The sequence below is a fragment of the Falsirhodobacter sp. 1013 genome, assembly GCF_051195255.1.
In the GTDB taxonomy this organism is placed as follows: Bacteria; Pseudomonadota; Alphaproteobacteria; order Rhodobacterales; family Rhodobacteraceae; genus Falsirhodobacter.
In genome coordinates this window covers 44,470-59,030 of sequence record NZ_JBNJLK010000003.1, presented here as the reverse complement: position 1 = coordinate 59,030, position 14,561 = coordinate 44,470, and the positions used below count along the sequence as shown (strand labels likewise).

Below are 14,561 nucleotides of genomic sequence, written 5' to 3'. Positions count from 1 at the left end.
CTCAGGCGGCTACCGCCTCGGCATAGGCCGCCGCCAGCTTCGTGTGGAAGCCCTGCGCGGCGTATCCCGCGCCATTGTAGCCGCGCGCGAAGGCCGACCAGTCGTGCCGGCGCAGATCGTCGTCCAGACCTTCGGATTGGATGAAGCGGACCATCCCTTCCAGCTGCGCGGCTTCTTGATCCATGAAGGCCGCGACCATGGCCTGCACCGTGTCATACCCCGCCGCCTTGTGGTGGCAGCCAATGATCCGTCCCATCCCCCAGGCGGCGGAGCGCAAGGCGGCCACGGGATCCAGCATCATCGCCAGTGCCAGGGTTCCGTAGCTGTCACCCGGGCGCGCCTTCATGCCCCAGACCGGGTGCGCCAGACCCGCCCGCTCCGCGCCCTTCCGTTTGGCGGACGGCAACTCGCGCCAGAAGATGTGGGGTTCGAAGATCATGCGCGGACGGCCCTGCGGGTCGAAGCCGCCCTGCGCCGCCTCCACCTTCATCACGGCGGAGAGCTCCTCCTCGCCCACACCGATCAGGGCGCTGATCTCGGACAGGGCGTAATCGGTCAGCCGCTCGGCGCGGCCCTTGAAGCAGTATGTCACAGGCTGTTTCCCCACAGGATGATGGTGATGACAAAGGCAAGGGTCCAGGTGCGGCCTTCCTCACGGATCAGACGAAGCAGCGGGTCACGCATCGCGCATCCTCCGCGCCCGGGCGTCCACGATCGCCGACAGCGCCCTCACGCCCGAGATGCCGAGCGTGCCGGCCACATAGGCGGCCATGGCGATGGTCTGGGGACGTTCTTCCATGCCCAGCAGCCAGAGGATCATCGGCCAGACGTAATGCCCCGCCAGCGCCCCGCCCGCGATGGCCAGCATCGCCGCCTGCCATCCCCGCCGGTCCGAGGCGATCCAGCGCGTGGCCCCGCCCAAGGCGCCCGCAAGAAGCGTCCGCTCCCCTTCGATTCCGATCGTGCACAGCACGCCGCCACATCCGTCCATCCCGACCCCCGGTCTTGCACGGGTCGAACTTGCAGGAAGGACGTTAAGGCGGCCGAACCCCACCGCGCGGTGGACGGCGCAACACCGCAAGCCCGCGCGAAAAATCTCCACGATGGGCCTTGCACCCGGCCCGCTTCGCAGCTACACGATCCCGCACGACGACCCCTGATGCGGAGAGGTGGCAGAGTGGTCGAATGCGGCGGTCTCGAAAACCGTTGTCGGTGTGAGCCGACCCAGGGTTCGAATCCCTGTCTCTCCGCCAATTCCCCAGGTTAGGTTAGAGATCAGGACGAGCGGCGCTAACCCGCCATCGTACCGCCCCATTGCTTGTCCGCTCGCAAGCTACTGCACGTGACAACTCATCATGATACGAACGTCCATTTCACGACGCTGCGGAAATGGCCTCACAAGCCATCTTTCACTTGCTGTAACGTGCCAAAGGCTTCCTGCTAAGGCCCGACTTCTGCGGCCTGCACGCATCGCCCTGCCACAACCTTGCGACCTGAATGTGCCTGAAAAGGACCGACCAGCACGTCTGCATCAACCTGCACCCTGAGAGCTTCGGAAGCATGCGTGAGCGAGCCGTTGTTCGCGACCGATGCAAGAGCCGGAGTCAAGGGTCTAGGTGATCCCCTTTTACTCGACAATGTTCCTTGGCGTGGCGCAAATCGCAGCAGAAGCCTCACGGCCCCGATCCAGCTGTCCGGACATGTCCTTGTCAGGACCTTTATGCTGCGCCGTCAGGCAACTTTGGTGTCACGGCCCATAAGCGACGCCACGGCCCGCAGGATCTGGCTCGGCGTGCAGGGTTTTTCGCAGAAGGTGGCGGTCGGATATCGTTTCAGGATGTCCTCAGCGACGGCATGCCCTGAGTGGAAAATCAGCGGCACGCCGCTGTCCCGGAGGACGTCCGCGACGGGAAAGACCTCCCCGTCCCGCAAGCGTACGTCCAGAATGGCGCAGGCAGGATTGGCCTCCTGCAACGCCTTCCCTGCTTTCTCTATGGTCGGATAAGGCCCGTCGGCGGTCAGACCCGCCTCTTCGATCAGATCCTGAATCTCCATCGCGACAAGAAGTTCATCTTCCACGAGGAACACCGACTTAGTCATAATTTCCAAACACTTCACTTGGCAGATCCAGAACCCGCCTGACACTTTCTTTGGAAATAGTCTGTTCGCAGTGGCCACCAAGTTGCAAAACGGACATTTCCACCAGCCGGGTTCCGAAACCCGCTTTGCCAGTCCCAAGACCCGTCGCTTCGAAGGTTTCTTGCCAAAGGAACTGAATGCCGTCGTCCTTGTGGCTCCAGCTGACATCCAACTGGCCCTCGGATGTCCGGAATGCCCCGTATTTTGCTGCATTCGTGGCCCATTCATGAAGCATCAGGGACAAAGGCGACAAACATCCCGGCTGAACCCTGACCGGCGGTCCCTCGATCCGTATGGCGGCGTGATCCTTGTAGGGCTCGATCGTGGCCCTCACGACAGCCGCAAGATCGATGGCCTTCCCTGTTTGATTGGGCATCGCCAGCGAATGGGCCCGGCCCAGCGCCGAGATCCGTTCCCGGATGGAAAGCGCGAATTCCCGAACGTCGGACTGGGACTTGGAGGCGCCCATGATCATGCTGCCGATGATGGCGAACAGGTTCTTGACCCGGTGGTTCATTTCCCGGACCAACAGGTCGCGGGTGTCCGCCAGGGCATGTTCGGCCGTCATGTCCACGGACACCCCGACAAGACGCACCGGATCACTGCCGGGGATGCTTCGTCCCAGCGCCTTTACCCACCGGACGGTATCCTCGGGTCCGTGGATGCGGAAATTGATCTCCAGATCGCGCCCGGTGGCGGCAGAGTCCTCCAGAAGTTCGCGAACCACGGCATGGTCTTCCGTCAGCACCACGCGATCAAGAACGTCATCGATATGGGCTTCGGCCGGCGCGGTCAGCAGGTCCTGCGCCGCCTCGTCGAAGATGAACCGCTTTCCATCGTCCAGATACTCCCATACGCCGATGCCGGCCGCTTTCACGGCCAGATCGCGCCAGTCGCGTGCTTCCGCAAGGTGGCGCTCAAGGTCCTGCGTTTCGGAAATATCGGTGAAGACCAGCGTCACCCCGTCCATGGTCCCGTTCTGCAACCGGTAGGGCATCGTGCGGAGCGAGAAGGTTTGGGCGACCAACCGGTTCTGGACCCGCCGAAGCCTCCCCGCCGCCCCTTCGGTGATCGCGCGCGCATCCTCAAGGAAGCCATCATCGGACAGGCGGTGCGACACGTCTGCCAGTGGCCGGCCCTGATCCGCAGGCTGAAGCGGGAAGATCGACCGCGCCGCTTCGGTATAGCTGCGGATGTTCAGGTTGCCGTCCAGAACCACCACGGCCAGATCGGTCGATGCGAAGAAGTTCCGCAGGTCGGAGTTCGCAACCGTCAGCTGATCGACCTTGGTCTTCAACTCGTCGTTGACGGTGGCAAGTTCCTCGTTCGTCGATTGAAGCTCCTCGTTCATCGACATCATTTCCTCGTTGGAGCTTTTCAGTTCCTCGTTCGCCGTCTCGAGTTCCTCGACCGCCGATCGCAGCCGGTGCCTCGTCAGGCGCAGTTCTTCCTCCAGCGCGTCAAGATTGTCATCGGAATGCTGAAGCTCGTTCAGATCGTGGCTGCGATCCGGCAGGAAGGCCCCGGCGGCGTTGATGACAAGAAGCGTCGTTCCGTCCGGCAGTGGATCGCAGATGACATTGACCGGCTGGGTTCCGAACTCCGTCGCAACCTCCACATCCCGGGCGACCGACCGGCGCTTGCCGTCCCGTGCTTGCCGCAGAAGCGGCCCGATGATCTTGCGCAGTCCGGGACGCGCCAGGGTGATCGCGCTGGATCCGCCGGTTCGGGTGACGGGAAAATCGAAGAACGGTCCCAGACGCCCATAGGCTGCCAGAATGCCCGCATCCTGGTCCAGCACCATGCTGGCGGGCGCGTAACGTTCCAGAAGACGACGGCGCGCGACATCTTCGTGGAAGGTCCCGCGCCGGTCGGTGGTGTCCTGGGGCGACGTGCCCTGCGTCCTGGCCCCCCGGTAGTTCCCCGGAAGATCGATCGGATAGGTCGGCGCCCCCGGGGAGCGCTGGAACAGCCGCGACGGCTGGTCGATGGCGGGGAACAGATGCTCGAACCGGCCGATGCTTTCCGACGGGCCAAGGAACAGGAAGCCGTCCGGCCGGATCGCGTAATGGAACAATGGCAGGACCGCCTGCTGCAACTTGTCGTCGAAATAGATGAGGAGGTTGCGGCAGGACACCAGATCGACCCGTGAAAACGGCGGGTCCTTCACCAGGCTGTGGTGGGAAAACCGGATCGCGTCCCGGATCTCGGCATTGATCGTGAAATGGTCGGTGTGCGGCGTCGTGTAGCGTTCCCGCAGGTCCGGCGGAATGTTGATGATGGAGGACAAGGGATATTGCCCGTCCCGAGCGATCTGGAGCATCTGGTCGTCGATGTCGGTGGCGAAGATCTGCACCGCGAACGGCTCCCCCCGCTGGCGCATCATGTCGGCCAGCAACATGGCAATGGAATAGGCCTCCTCGCCGCTGGAACATCCCGCCACCCAGACCCGCAACTCCCCGTCCGGGGCGCGGGCGTCCAGAAGAGGCTCCAATGCGTGGCGTCGCAACACCTCGAACGCTTCGGGATCCCGGAAGAAGCGGGTCACGTTGATCAGCAGGTCGCGGAACAGCGCGTCGCATTCGTTCCGGTCCTTCTTGACCCGTGCAAGATAGGCCCGCCCCGTTTCCAGACCCAGAACATGCATCCGCCGCTCGATCCGGCGGATCAGCGTGCTGCGCTTGTAGCCCGAAAAGTCGTGTCCGATGACGGTTCGCAGCGTCCGACACAACTCGTCCACATGGTCCGCCACAACCTCGGCCTGTTCCGCATCCTCGCCGCCACGACGGGCGTAGAAGCTGCGGATACATTCGGCGATCTCGCCCGGGTCGCGCACGAAATCGACCAGCCCCGTGCCGACGGCAGACAAGGGCATCCCGTCATACTTGGCGGTTTCCGGCGTCTGGACGACGCAGATGCCCCCATTCTCCTTGATGGCGCGCAGTCCCATGGTCCCGTCCGCGCCCGTCCCGGAAAGAATGACGCAAGCGGCCTGCGCCTGCCGGTCCGCGGCGAGGGAGATGAAGAAGTCGTCGATGGGCCGCCGCATGCCCCGCGGCTGCGCGAAATCGGTCAGTTCCAGCAGCCCACCCCGGATGGCAAGGCCCCGTCCCGGCGGAATGATGAACACCTTGTCGGCTTCCACCTTCTCCCCGCCTTCGGCCTGCTGGACGTCAAGATCCGTGCACCGGTCCAGAAGCTGGGCCAGCATGCTTTCATGCGTGGGATCAAGATGCTGAACCACGACAAAGCACGCCTGCGACGGCACCTTCACCGCAGCCAGCATTTCCCGCAGCGCCTCCAGCCCTCCGGCAGACGCGCCGATGCCGATCACGGCGGGGATCGGGGCGGCGTCGGGATCGCGAACGGACATCGATATCTGGTCAGCCACAAGGCGGGCTTTCTTCCAAAGAGGCCAGAAGCATCTTGGCCTGCGCGATCATCGTCGCGCTGTTGGCCACGGTCACGAGCGATCCATCCAGAATGGCGCCCGTTTCCGAAAGCACCGGCCGCAGCGCCGCCAAGGTGCCGCCCAACTGAGCCTCATACGCCGCCAGCCGATCGGGACGTGCGCGGCTGATGTCGAACTGCGAGGCGAAGATGTAGCGGACGCTGTTGTCCCGGTTGCGAAGCTTCGACATGTAGAGAAGATTGATGAACGGCGTCCCGTCCTTGCGGAAGTTCACAAGATCGATGCGAACGGAAGGCTGCTCCGGCGTGTCGAAGAACGTGTGGATCCGCGCCTTCGCGACCGTGTTGCCGGCATCCCGCTGAAGGAAGCGGCAGTTGCGGCCGATCACCTCCTCCGCGCCGAACCCGGTCAGGGCACTGAACTTGTCGTTGACGAGCAACAGCGGGCAGTCCCCGTCTGGCGATGCAAGTGCAAGCGCAACCTGCGAATTCAGCAAGAAGGTCTTCAACTCGTTCGGCACGTCTCGGCTCATGCGGGCTCCACAGAAGGTAGACGTGATATATACGATCCCCGCCCCACGGAAAAGCGCTTCGCCTTCAGCAGACCGTGTCTGCCTGACGCATGCCCCAAGGTTGCAAAGCGGCTTGCAGACCCGCCGTTCTGCTCGGCTCACGGTATGGCCATACCAAGATGATGTGGTCTTATCAGCAGCAAGATCGATGACAACCTTTTGTCCATCAGACTTTCGGGGCGCATGTTCCCTGGCCCATGCTGTTCTCTCTCTTCGCCAACTCGCTGAGACTTGGGGGCGTGACCGGACCGCTCCTGCGCCCATATCTCTGTCATGCGGAGCGTCGGATCGGGTGCCGCGTTGCAGGGGGTCCACGCGGTCCGGGCCAACCTGTCGGCTAAAGCAATGGCGACCTCGTCGTGCGGCCTTCGGGCGGCAGCATCGTATCGGCGCCGGGGATCGTCATGACGGTCGCGCAGTTTCCGGATTTTCTGACCTTGACGATCTCGGCGGAGATCGCCTCGATCAAGCCAGTACCAGTCCTCGCGAAGGCCGTCAGCATGGCACGCATCCGTAACGACATCTTGCCCAAGCTCGCATTCGAATAAAGGTTTAAGATGATCGTTCCGGCGTTAACTCAATCTTAGAGAGAACTTTTGCCTTGATCGGTTAGGGATGTGCGGCGGCCGCTTGCTGTAAGGGTCGCTCCCTGATCAGTTTTTGCAAGAGTTGAGCCGCATGAAGTATCGTCCCGAGATCGACGGCCTGCGCACCATTGCCGTTCTGCCGGTCATCCTGTTCCATGCCGGTGTTCCCGGCCTTGACGGGGGCTTCATCGGGGTGGACATCTTCTTTGTCATCTCGGGCTTTCTGATCACCACCATTCTCGTGCAGGACATGGAGGCGGGGCGCCACTCCCTCCTGACCTTCTACGAACGGCGCGCGCGCCGGATCCTGCCCGCCCTGTTCACCGTGATCCTCGCCTGCCTGCCCTTTGCCTGGATGTGGATGTTCCCCACGCAGCTGCGCGATTTCGGCCAAAGCGTCATCGCCACCGCCCTGTTCGCCTCCAACATCCTGTTCTGGAAGGAAACCGGCTACTTCAGCGTCGGGGTCGACCTCAAGCCGCTGCTGCACACCTGGTCGCTGGCGATCGAGGAGCAGTATTACATCCTGTTCCCCGTCCTGCTGGCGCTGGCCTGGCGCCTGGGCCGCAAGGCGGTGTTCGGCATGGTGCTGGCCATCGCCGTGGTCAGCCTGGGGCTGACGCAGGTCCTGTCCCGCACCCACCCGGACTTTGCGTTCTACCTGCTGCCCACCCGCGCGTGGGAGCTGATGTGCGGCGCCCTTGGCGCCTTCTGGACGCTGTGGCGCCGGCCCGCGCCCTCGCAGGCGCTGGCGCTGGCCGGCGCGGCCTGCCTGCTGGTGGCGTTCGCCGCCTTCGACGCCCGCACACCGCATCCCTCCCTCTGGACGCTGCTGCCGGTCGCGGGCACCACGCTCGTGCTCGTCTTCGCCCGGCAGGGCACGGCCGTGGCCCGCGTCCTCAGCCTCCGGCCGCTGGTGGCCATCGGGCTGATCAGCTACAGCGCGTATCTATGGCATCAGCCCCTGTTCGCCTTCGCGCGCCTGCGCAGCATCACCGATCCCACGCTGGTCCTGATGCTGTCGCTCGCGGTTCTCAGCCTGATCCTGGCCGCGCTGACGTGGAAGTTCGTGGAGGAGCCCTTCCGCCGCCACCAAGGCCGCCCGCCCCGCCTGCTGCCCCGCCGCGCCCCCCTGCTGGGAGCGTCCACCCTGGCCATCGTCGCCACCATCGGCATTGGCGGCACGTTGCATGCGATCAATGGCGCACCATGGCGCACGCCGGAAGCCGCCATGCGCTACCTGGCAGCAAAGGATGACTACAACCCTTTGCGCGATGTGTGTCTCCAGAACATAATAAACACAGACAAGATTCGTCTTCCTCCGGATCCTGTCTGCACATCGACCGTCAATCTCGGTGGACCCCGCTCCATCATCATCGGGGACAGCCACGCCGACGTCTTCGCATCTCCATTGCGCGAGGCGCTGGAGGCGAAGGGATGGCAGGTGACCCAAGTGACGGCCGGTGCCTGCGGGCCGATCCCGGGGGTCCGAAAGGGTGTTCGTAACTGTGCGGCCATTTACGACGCCGTGCTGGAGTATCTGAAACAGGAAAAATTCGATCTCGTCATCGCGGGGATGCGCCACCAGCCTGATTTTGCCACCGGCATTTTCGACAACGGCCAAGGCGGGCAGGATCCGGATTGGACCGTGGGTGGCACGACCCCGGTTTATGATGCCAAGACTCTTGGACTGGCCGGTTCCCCGACCCAGGCGACCTTCGCCGCCGCAGCCCTGCGCCGGGGAATGTCGGATCTGCTGGCGCTCGGAACGCCCGTCATCGTTGTTCATGCGGTCCCGGAGGCGGGTTGGAACGTGCCAGAAGTGGCCGCCAAACGCGCCTTCCACCTCGGCGAGCAGACGCCAGACGTGTTTACCGACCGCAGCGCTTATGACCAACGGGCCAAGCCTGGAAACGACATACTGGACGCCATTGCGGACCCGAACCTGTTCCACGTGCGTCCGGCTGATCTGCTCTGCGACGACATCCGCTGCACGAACGCCCGGAACGGCAACATCTACTACTATGACGACGATCACCTTTCCCTCGCGGGGGGAGCGTTGATCGCGAACGCCATCCTCGCACAACTGCCCGCTGTTACCCGGATCGCCGAGGTCTTCAAAGGCGATGCACTTGGCCAGTGAGCTTGATAACCGCTTCCTGCAAAGAAGGAAGCTGACAATCGTCGCGCCCAGGCCCTGCAAGCTTGGCCGCGGATAAGAACGGCCCGCTGACCATCGCCCGCAGATCCACGGCACCTAGATCATCACGGGATCAGCATTGCAAAGGAGATCGCCTTGGGCCAGCTTGTGGACGGAACATGGCAGACCGCGCCCGTCATCCCGAAAGCGAAAGGCGGGGCGTTCCAGCGTGTCGACAGCCGCTTTCGCAACTGGATCACCCCGGACGGCGCCCCCGGACCCAGCGGGACGGGCGGATTTGCAGCCGAACCGGGGCGCTACCATCTGTATGTCAGCCTTGCCTGTCCCTGGGCGCACCGGACCACGATCCTGCGAACCCTGAAGGGGCTGGAAGGGATGATCGGCCTGTCCATCACCCACTGGCTGATGGGCGATCAGGGCTGGACCTTCGCGCCCGGCCCCGGCGTCACCGGCGATCCGCTTCTGGGGGCGGAGTTCCTGCACCAGATCTACACGGCCGCCGATCCGGGCTATACCGGCAAGGTCACGGTGCCGGTCCTGTGGGACAAGGTGCGCGGCACCATCGTGTCGAACGAGTCCTCGGAGATCCTGCGGATGTTCAACAGCGCCTTCGACGGGGTGGGCGCGCGCGACGGCGATTACTATCCCCCTGCCCTCCGGGCCGGGATCAACGCCCTGAACGACCGCATCTATCCCACGCTGAACAACGGCGTCTACCGTGCCGGCTTCGCCACCACGCAAGAGGCCTATGAGGACGCCGTCACGGACGTCTTCGCCACGCTGGACTGGCTGGAAGACCGGCTGGAGGGCCGCGACTGGCTGGCCGGCGGTCAGGTGACCGAGGCCGACATCCGCCTGTTCACGACGCTGCTCCGCTTTGATCCGGTCTATCACGGCCACTTCAAGTGCAACCTGCGCCGGATCGTGGATTATCCGAACCTTTCGCGCTTCGTGCAGGCGTTCCACGCGCTGCCGGGCGTGGCCGGAACGGTGAACCTCGACCACATCAAGCGGCACTATTACCAAAGCCACCGGCAGATCAATCCGACCGGGATCGTGCCCATCGGTCCGGACAGAACGGCGCTGTCGCGCTGAGGCCGGGCTTCACTCCTCGGCGTAGCCCGTCATCTCCAGATAGCCTCGCCCCGGATGGGTGCCGGTGGCCCGGATCGGCCCCTCCCAGTACGGCACCGACAGGGCGTTCCACGACTGGTCGTTCAGCGCGCGCGTGGTGATGTCCAGACCCTTTGCCGGCAGTTCCAGACGCCACTCCACCGGAACCTCCCGCTCCGCGACCTTAGCCATGCGGAGAGGCGTCAGGCGCAGCGCGCCGGGGGGCTGGGGTTCGGGACGCCCGTCGGGGTTGATCCAGGTGGCGCTGACGAAATCCTCCGCCCCGCGCAGGCGAAAGCCCATCAGCCGCGCCCCGTCGTCGAAGGACAGGCTGAACCAGTCCCATCCGGACTGATCCTCCGCCAGCGGCTGGGACGACCATTCGCGGTCCATCCACGCCGTTCCCGTCACCGGAACGCGTTGCCCGTCCAGCACCACCTCCCCCTGCGCCGCATAGAAGGGCTGGGAATAGTAACGGCTGGCCTGACCCGCCGCCGATTTCACGGAATATCCGCCCTCCCCCTGCGGGACGAGGGGGCCGTTGGCCGTCAAAGACAGGCCAAAGGCAAAGCCGTCGCCTTCGGCGGTCATCCGGTCCGACAATTGCCAGTCGTCGATCCAAGCAAGGAAGGGGGCCGCCGTGACCCCTGCCTGACCGATGCCGCCCCGCGCGCGTCTTTCTGCGGCCAGATGGCGGCTTTCGCTGGTCAGGGCGGCATGGGCCAGCCAGATCTGTGGGCTGGCCCAGCCTTCGGCCTCGAACGGGGCAAGGGCGCTGCGGAACAGCGTCCACTGCGCGCCGTATGCGGTGCCGTCGGCGGCGGTCAGGTTGGCGGTCACGTACCACCACTCGATCCGGAAGGCGGGATGTGCACCAAGATCGGCGGGAAACTGGAAGGCCCCCCGCTCTGGCGTGGCAAACCCCTGCACATCGGTGCCGAGGCCTGCAAACCCCTGCCCGAAGGCGGGCCCCGCCAGCAGGATCAGCGCCACAGCCTTAACGTTCATGCGCGAACACCTTCAAAAGATCCGTGGGCGCGATCCGCGCCAGCCGGCGCACCGGCAAGGCGGCCGCCACCGCCGCGGCCAGAAGCGACAGAGCGCCCAGCCGCGCCCAGTCGGACGGGAACATCCGCATCGGCAGACGCCAGCCGAACGCTTCCACATTGATGACCGTCAGCAGCACCCAGGCCAGCGCCAGCCCCATGGGCAGCGCCAGCACCCAGATCAGGACGGCCAGCGCGAGGGTCCGCACGAATTCCAGCCATGCCAGCCGCCCCCGCGTCAGCCCCATGGCCCAGACGGGCGCCACCTGCGGCAGGCGCAATGATGACAACGTCAGCAAGCTCGCGAAGATGGCCAGCGACGCCACGCCCAACGTCAGTACGTTCAGCGCGCCCGTCACGGCAAAGGTCCGTTCGAACACCGCGACCGAGGCGTCGCGGATCGCCGCGCGGTTCTGGACGGCAAGGCGCGGAAAGACGGCGCGGATTTCGTCGGCCGGGATATCGGTGATCAGCGCGTAACGCAGCAGCGGCAGGGGATACAGCGCACGGTGCCGCGGCATGGACAGGATGACCTGCGGCATCGGGTTGCCGTAATCGGGATAGATACCGGCGATGACGCCCTGATCCACCCGGTCGCCGGGGGACAGGCCGCGCCGTGCGGCCAGCTGCTCGTTCACGAAGACATCGCCCGCGTCTAGACGCCCCCACGGATTGGGCAGCGCGCGCAGCAAGGGCCAGGCGTGGCGGAACAGCGGGTGATCGACCATGCCCACGACCTCGGTCCCGTCGTCGGTGGTCTGGATCATCGGCAGCGCCGTGCCGCGCCCGTCCAGCCAGGCCAGCAGACGGTTCGCCTCGGCCTCGTCCGCGGCCTCCACATACAGGTCCGCGGCAAGGCGCTGGTCGATCCATGTGGTGAAGGTGCCGCGAAAGCTGCCGACCATGGTGCCGACGCCGATGTTCGCGGCCAAGGCCAGAAGCAGCGCCATCAGGGCCAGCGACAGGCCCGGAAGCTGCTGGCGCGTGTCGGCCCAGAACCATTGCGCCAGCACGCCGCGCGACAGGCGCTGCCCCGCATGGGTCAGCCCCGCCAGAAGCATCGGCAGGATCAGCGCGCCCCCCAGAAGCAGACCGCCCAACACGCCAAAGCCCGCCCACAGCCCCGGCACCAGCAGCAACCCGCCCGCCCCGCACAACAGCAGCGCCCCGGCCAGCGCCTGCCCCCGCATGGCCCGGGCCGAGGCGCGCGCCCATGCCCTTGGCTGCGCCGGGGCCAGCGGCGGCAGGCGCCACATCCGCCACAGGCTTTGGCTGGCCGACACCAGCACGCCCAGCACCGCGATCCCCAAGCCCGACAGCCACCAGACCGGCCGCAGCGTCAGCCCGGACCCGACATCCGCCCCGTAAAGCCCGCGCAAGGTGGCCGCCACATCCGGCAAAAGCACCCCCGCGATCAGCCAGCCCAGCGCCACCCCCACCGCCCCGGCGACCAGCGCGAAGACCAGCAGTTCCGCCAGCAGCAAACCCGTCAGCGCCCGCGCCGACAGGCCCAGCGCCCGCAACGTGCGGAACATGCCGCGGCGCTGCTCGAACGCAAGGCCGATGGCGGAATGGACGATGAACAGCCCCACCGCGAAGGCCAGGTATCCGAAGGCCGCAAGGTTCAGGTGAAAGCTTCGGGTCAATTGCGACAGGTCGGTGGTGGCGGGCTGGATCAGCGCATAGCCTTCCGGCGCGGTCCGATCCCCGGTCAGCAGCAGATAGGAGATGTCGGGCCCCAGCAGGCCCGCCGCCACGCCGATATCGGTCAGCGCGATGCCCGGCGGCAAATCCGCCGGACGGGCACGCGGATCGTCCAGCGGGGTGGCGGACAGGATGATCCCTTCCCCCGTCAGGAACTCCGCCGGATCGCCCGTGGGCGCGTCGCCTTCGGGCAGGGTCAGCGGTTCGATCCCGATCAGGCGCAGGCTTTGCCCGCCAATCGTCGCCTCCCCCTCGATCACGGGGGACACGGGCCATCCCGCGCGGCGCAGCGCCACATAATCGGCCAGCGTGATCCGGTCCGCCACCAGACGCGGCAACCGGTCCTGCGACAGGGCCGATGCGGCGCGGTCATAGCTGGACCGCGCCTCGGCGTTGATGGCCTGCACGCCGGTCCACAACGCGGTGGCCAAGGCAAGCCCCACCATCAGCAGCAGCGCCTGAACCTTGTGCCGCCGCCAATGCGACAAAAGCGCGGAGAAACCGGTCATGCCAGCCGCCCGCCGCGCAGATGCAGGCGGCGGTCCAGCAAACCCGCCAGCCGCGGGGAATGCGTCACCATCAGCAGGGCCGCGCCCGTGTCGGCCACCAGCCGCAGGATCAGCGCCATCACGCGATTCCCCGACCCTTCGTCCAGGTTGCCCGTCGGCTCATCGGCCAGCAGCAGCGCCGGCCGCGCGGCAAGGGCCCGCCCGATCGCCACGCGCTGCTGCTGCCCGCCCGACAGCTGTTCGGGAAAGCGGGCCAGAAGCGGGCCAAGGTCCAGCGCTTCGGTCAACACCGCCTGCCACTGCGGATCGTGCCGCCCCGACAGCCGCGCCTGGAACGCCAGATTGGCCGCCACGTCCAGCGAGGGGATGAGGTTGAACTGCTGGAACACCAGCCCGACCGTCCCGCGCCGCAGCGCCGCCCGCTCGGCATCGGTCCGCCCCATCGGACGGCCCGCCACCTCGATCCGGCCCGCATCCGGCGCGTCCAGACCGGCGCAAAGATGAAGGAGGGTGCTTTTGCCGCTTCCGGACTCCCCCGTCAGGGCCAGGGTTTCCCCGGCCGCCAGCGACAGGCTGACCCCGTCCAGCACCGTTACCGGCCCTTCGGAGCTGGCATGGCTTTTGCGAATGTCGGTCAAGGACAGCATGGGATTCCCCTTCACCCCCCAACCTAGCGGCCCTGACGATGGGTGCCAGAAAATGGTCATCCTTCCGCATCCTCCGGGTCCTCTGTCGGACGCCCCTTGCATGTCGCGCGGGATCAAGTTTCATGAACGGTGCCTTTCCCCGCATCCAGACGGAGATCCTGCAAGATGCCGACGAAGAAGACCCTTTTGGCCGCCTTCCTGCTCATGCTGTTCACGCCTGCCGCGTTTGCCCAGTCGCACGCGGACCATTCCGGCCACGCCGACGGCCCCATGGCCGATTACATGCGCCCCATGGACACGATGATGGAGTCCATGGACGGCATGACCTCCTCGGGCAATGCCGATGCCGACTTCCTGTTGATGATGATCCCGCATCACCAGTCCGCCATCGACATGGCCAAGGTGGAGCTGGAGCAGGGCAAGGACCCCGAAACCCGCGAGATCGCCGAAACCATCATCGTCACGCAGGAGCGGGAGATCGCGGAAATGAAGACCATGCTTCAGCGTTTGGGTGTCGAGGCGCCGGAATAAGCAGATGACCGTCGCCAAGCGGAACGGCAGCGACGCGCCGTAACGGCACAGCGCGGCCAAAGCAATATTATTACTGAAACTCGGGGTTGTGCAGACGGAAAGAGGGCCTTAGGGGTTCGTAGGACAAGAATAATTCGGGAT

At 65.4% G+C, this 14,561-nt stretch carries 12 protein-coding genes and 1 tRNA gene; 4 read left to right on the top strand and 9 right to left on the bottom strand.

All coding sequences use genetic code 11. The annotated features are described in order from the left end of the window. Nucleotide 1: 1 nt before the first annotated feature. A complete protein-coding gene (locus tag ACSHZY_RS06540; RefSeq protein WP_435167106.1) occupies nucleotides 2-592 on the bottom strand; it encodes an N-acetylmuramidase family protein in 591 nt (196 codons plus the stop codon). Nucleotides 593-676: 84 nt separating this feature from the next. Further along, complete coding sequence (locus tag ACSHZY_RS06535) at nucleotides 677-973, bottom strand: hypothetical protein (protein ID WP_435167103.1); 297 nt, start codon at nucleotides 971-973, stop codon at nucleotides 677-679. A 190-nt stretch (nucleotides 974-1,163) separates the two neighbouring features. Here ACSHZY_RS06535 and ACSHZY_RS06530 point away from each other — a divergent pair. Then, nucleotides 1,164-1,253, top strand: a tRNA-Ser gene (locus ACSHZY_RS06530). Between the two features lie 478 nt (nucleotides 1,254-1,731). Here the strand turns inward: ACSHZY_RS06530 and ACSHZY_RS06525 are convergent. From ACSHZY_RS06525 to ACSHZY_RS06510, 4 genes are all read right to left on the bottom strand, one after another. Next, nucleotides 1,732-2,100, bottom strand: coding sequence for a response regulator (locus ACSHZY_RS06525; protein ID WP_435167100.1), 369 nt, complete (start codon nucleotides 2,098-2,100; stop codon nucleotides 1,732-1,734). Further along, nucleotides 2,093-5,512: a CheR family methyltransferase gene (locus ACSHZY_RS06520; RefSeq protein ID WP_435167097.1), complete on the bottom strand. Its 3,420-nt coding sequence runs from the start codon at nucleotides 5,510-5,512 to the stop codon at nucleotides 2,093-2,095. Before ACSHZY_RS06520 ends, ACSHZY_RS06525 begins: the two co-directional genes overlap by 8 nt. Nucleotides 5,513-5,522: 10 nt before the next feature. Beyond that, a complete protein-coding gene (locus tag ACSHZY_RS06515) occupies nucleotides 5,523-6,083 on the bottom strand; it encodes a PAS domain-containing protein (protein ID WP_435167095.1) in 561 nt (186 codons plus the stop codon). Between the two features lie 376 nt (nucleotides 6,084-6,459). Further along, complete coding sequence (locus tag ACSHZY_RS06510) at nucleotides 6,460-6,624, bottom strand: hypothetical protein (protein WP_435167093.1); 165 nt, start codon at nucleotides 6,622-6,624, stop codon at nucleotides 6,460-6,462. 176 nt (nucleotides 6,625-6,800) lie between these two features. On the opposite strand from ACSHZY_RS06510, the gene ACSHZY_RS06505 reads away from it, so the two are divergent. Continuing rightward, nucleotides 6,801-8,852, top strand: coding sequence for an acyltransferase family protein (locus ACSHZY_RS06505; protein WP_435167090.1), 2,052 nt, complete (start codon nucleotides 6,801-6,803; stop codon nucleotides 8,850-8,852). A gap of 153 nt (nucleotides 8,853-9,005) precedes the next feature. Then, nucleotides 9,006-9,965 (top strand): glutathione S-transferase family protein, encoded by a 960-nt coding sequence (locus tag ACSHZY_RS06500; RefSeq protein WP_435167087.1) that lies wholly within the window; start codon nucleotides 9,006-9,008, stop codon nucleotides 9,963-9,965. Between the two features lie 9 nt (nucleotides 9,966-9,974). Here the strand turns inward: ACSHZY_RS06500 and ACSHZY_RS06495 are convergent, their stop codons facing one another. Genes ACSHZY_RS06495 through ACSHZY_RS06485 form a run of 3 tightly spaced genes read right to left on the bottom strand, consistent with a single transcriptional unit; the run spans nucleotide 9,975 to nucleotide 13,889 of the window. Continuing rightward, nucleotides 9,975-10,991: a lipocalin-like domain-containing protein gene (locus tag ACSHZY_RS06495; protein ID WP_435167084.1), complete on the bottom strand. Its 1,017-nt coding sequence runs from the start codon at nucleotides 10,989-10,991 to the stop codon at nucleotides 9,975-9,977. Beyond that, entirely contained in the window at nucleotides 10,981-13,242 is a 2,262-nt protein-coding gene (locus tag ACSHZY_RS06490; protein WP_435167081.1) for an FtsX-like permease family protein, read from the bottom strand. Before ACSHZY_RS06490 ends, ACSHZY_RS06495 begins: the two co-directional genes overlap by 11 nt. Then, the gene (locus ACSHZY_RS06485) at nucleotides 13,239-13,889 is read right to left on the bottom strand and encodes an ABC transporter ATP-binding protein (RefSeq protein ID WP_435167078.1); all 651 of its coding nucleotides are present in this window, start codon (nucleotides 13,887-13,889) and stop codon (nucleotides 13,239-13,241) included. The genes ACSHZY_RS06490 and ACSHZY_RS06485 overlap by 4 nt, the downstream gene beginning before the upstream one ends. A 165-nt stretch (nucleotides 13,890-14,054) precedes the next feature. Between ACSHZY_RS06485 and ACSHZY_RS06480 the strand changes: the two genes are divergently transcribed. Next, nucleotides 14,055-14,420 (top strand): DUF305 domain-containing protein, encoded by a 366-nt coding sequence (locus ACSHZY_RS06480; protein WP_435167075.1) that lies wholly within the window; start codon nucleotides 14,055-14,057, stop codon nucleotides 14,418-14,420. Nucleotides 14,421-14,561: the final 141 nt, after the last annotated feature.

Coding starts and splice junctions, on each gene's coding strand:
- ACSHZY_RS06525 (WP_435167100.1), bottom strand. CDS start 2,100: ATGACTAAGTCGGTGTTCCTCGTGGAAGATGAACTTCTTGTCGCGATG.
- ACSHZY_RS06520 (WP_435167097.1), bottom strand. CDS start 5,512: ATGTCCGTTCGCGATCCCGACGCCGCCCCGATCCCCGCCGTGATCGGC.
- ACSHZY_RS06515 (WP_435167095.1), bottom strand. CDS start 6,083: ATGAGCCGAGACGTGCCGAACGAGTTGAAGACCTTCTTGCTGAATTCG.
- ACSHZY_RS06510 (WP_435167093.1), bottom strand. CDS start 6,624: ATGCTGACGGCCTTCGCGAGGACTGGTACTGGCTTGATCGAGGCGATC.
- ACSHZY_RS06505 (WP_435167090.1), top strand. CDS start 6,801: ATGAAGTATCGTCCCGAGATCGACGGCCTGCGCACCATTGCCGTTCTG.
- ACSHZY_RS06495 (WP_435167084.1), bottom strand. CDS start 10,991: ATGAACGTTAAGGCTGTGGCGCTGATCCTGCTGGCGGGGCCCGCCTTC.
- ACSHZY_RS06490 (WP_435167081.1), bottom strand. CDS start 13,242: ATGACCGGTTTCTCCGCGCTTTTGTCGCATTGGCGGCGGCACAAGGTT.
- ACSHZY_RS06485 (WP_435167078.1), bottom strand. CDS start 13,889: ATGCTGTCCTTGACCGACATTCGCAAAAGCCATGCCAGCTCCGAAGGG.
- ACSHZY_RS06480 (WP_435167075.1), top strand. CDS start 14,055: ATGCCGACGAAGAAGACCCTTTTGGCCGCCTTCCTGCTCATGCTGTTC.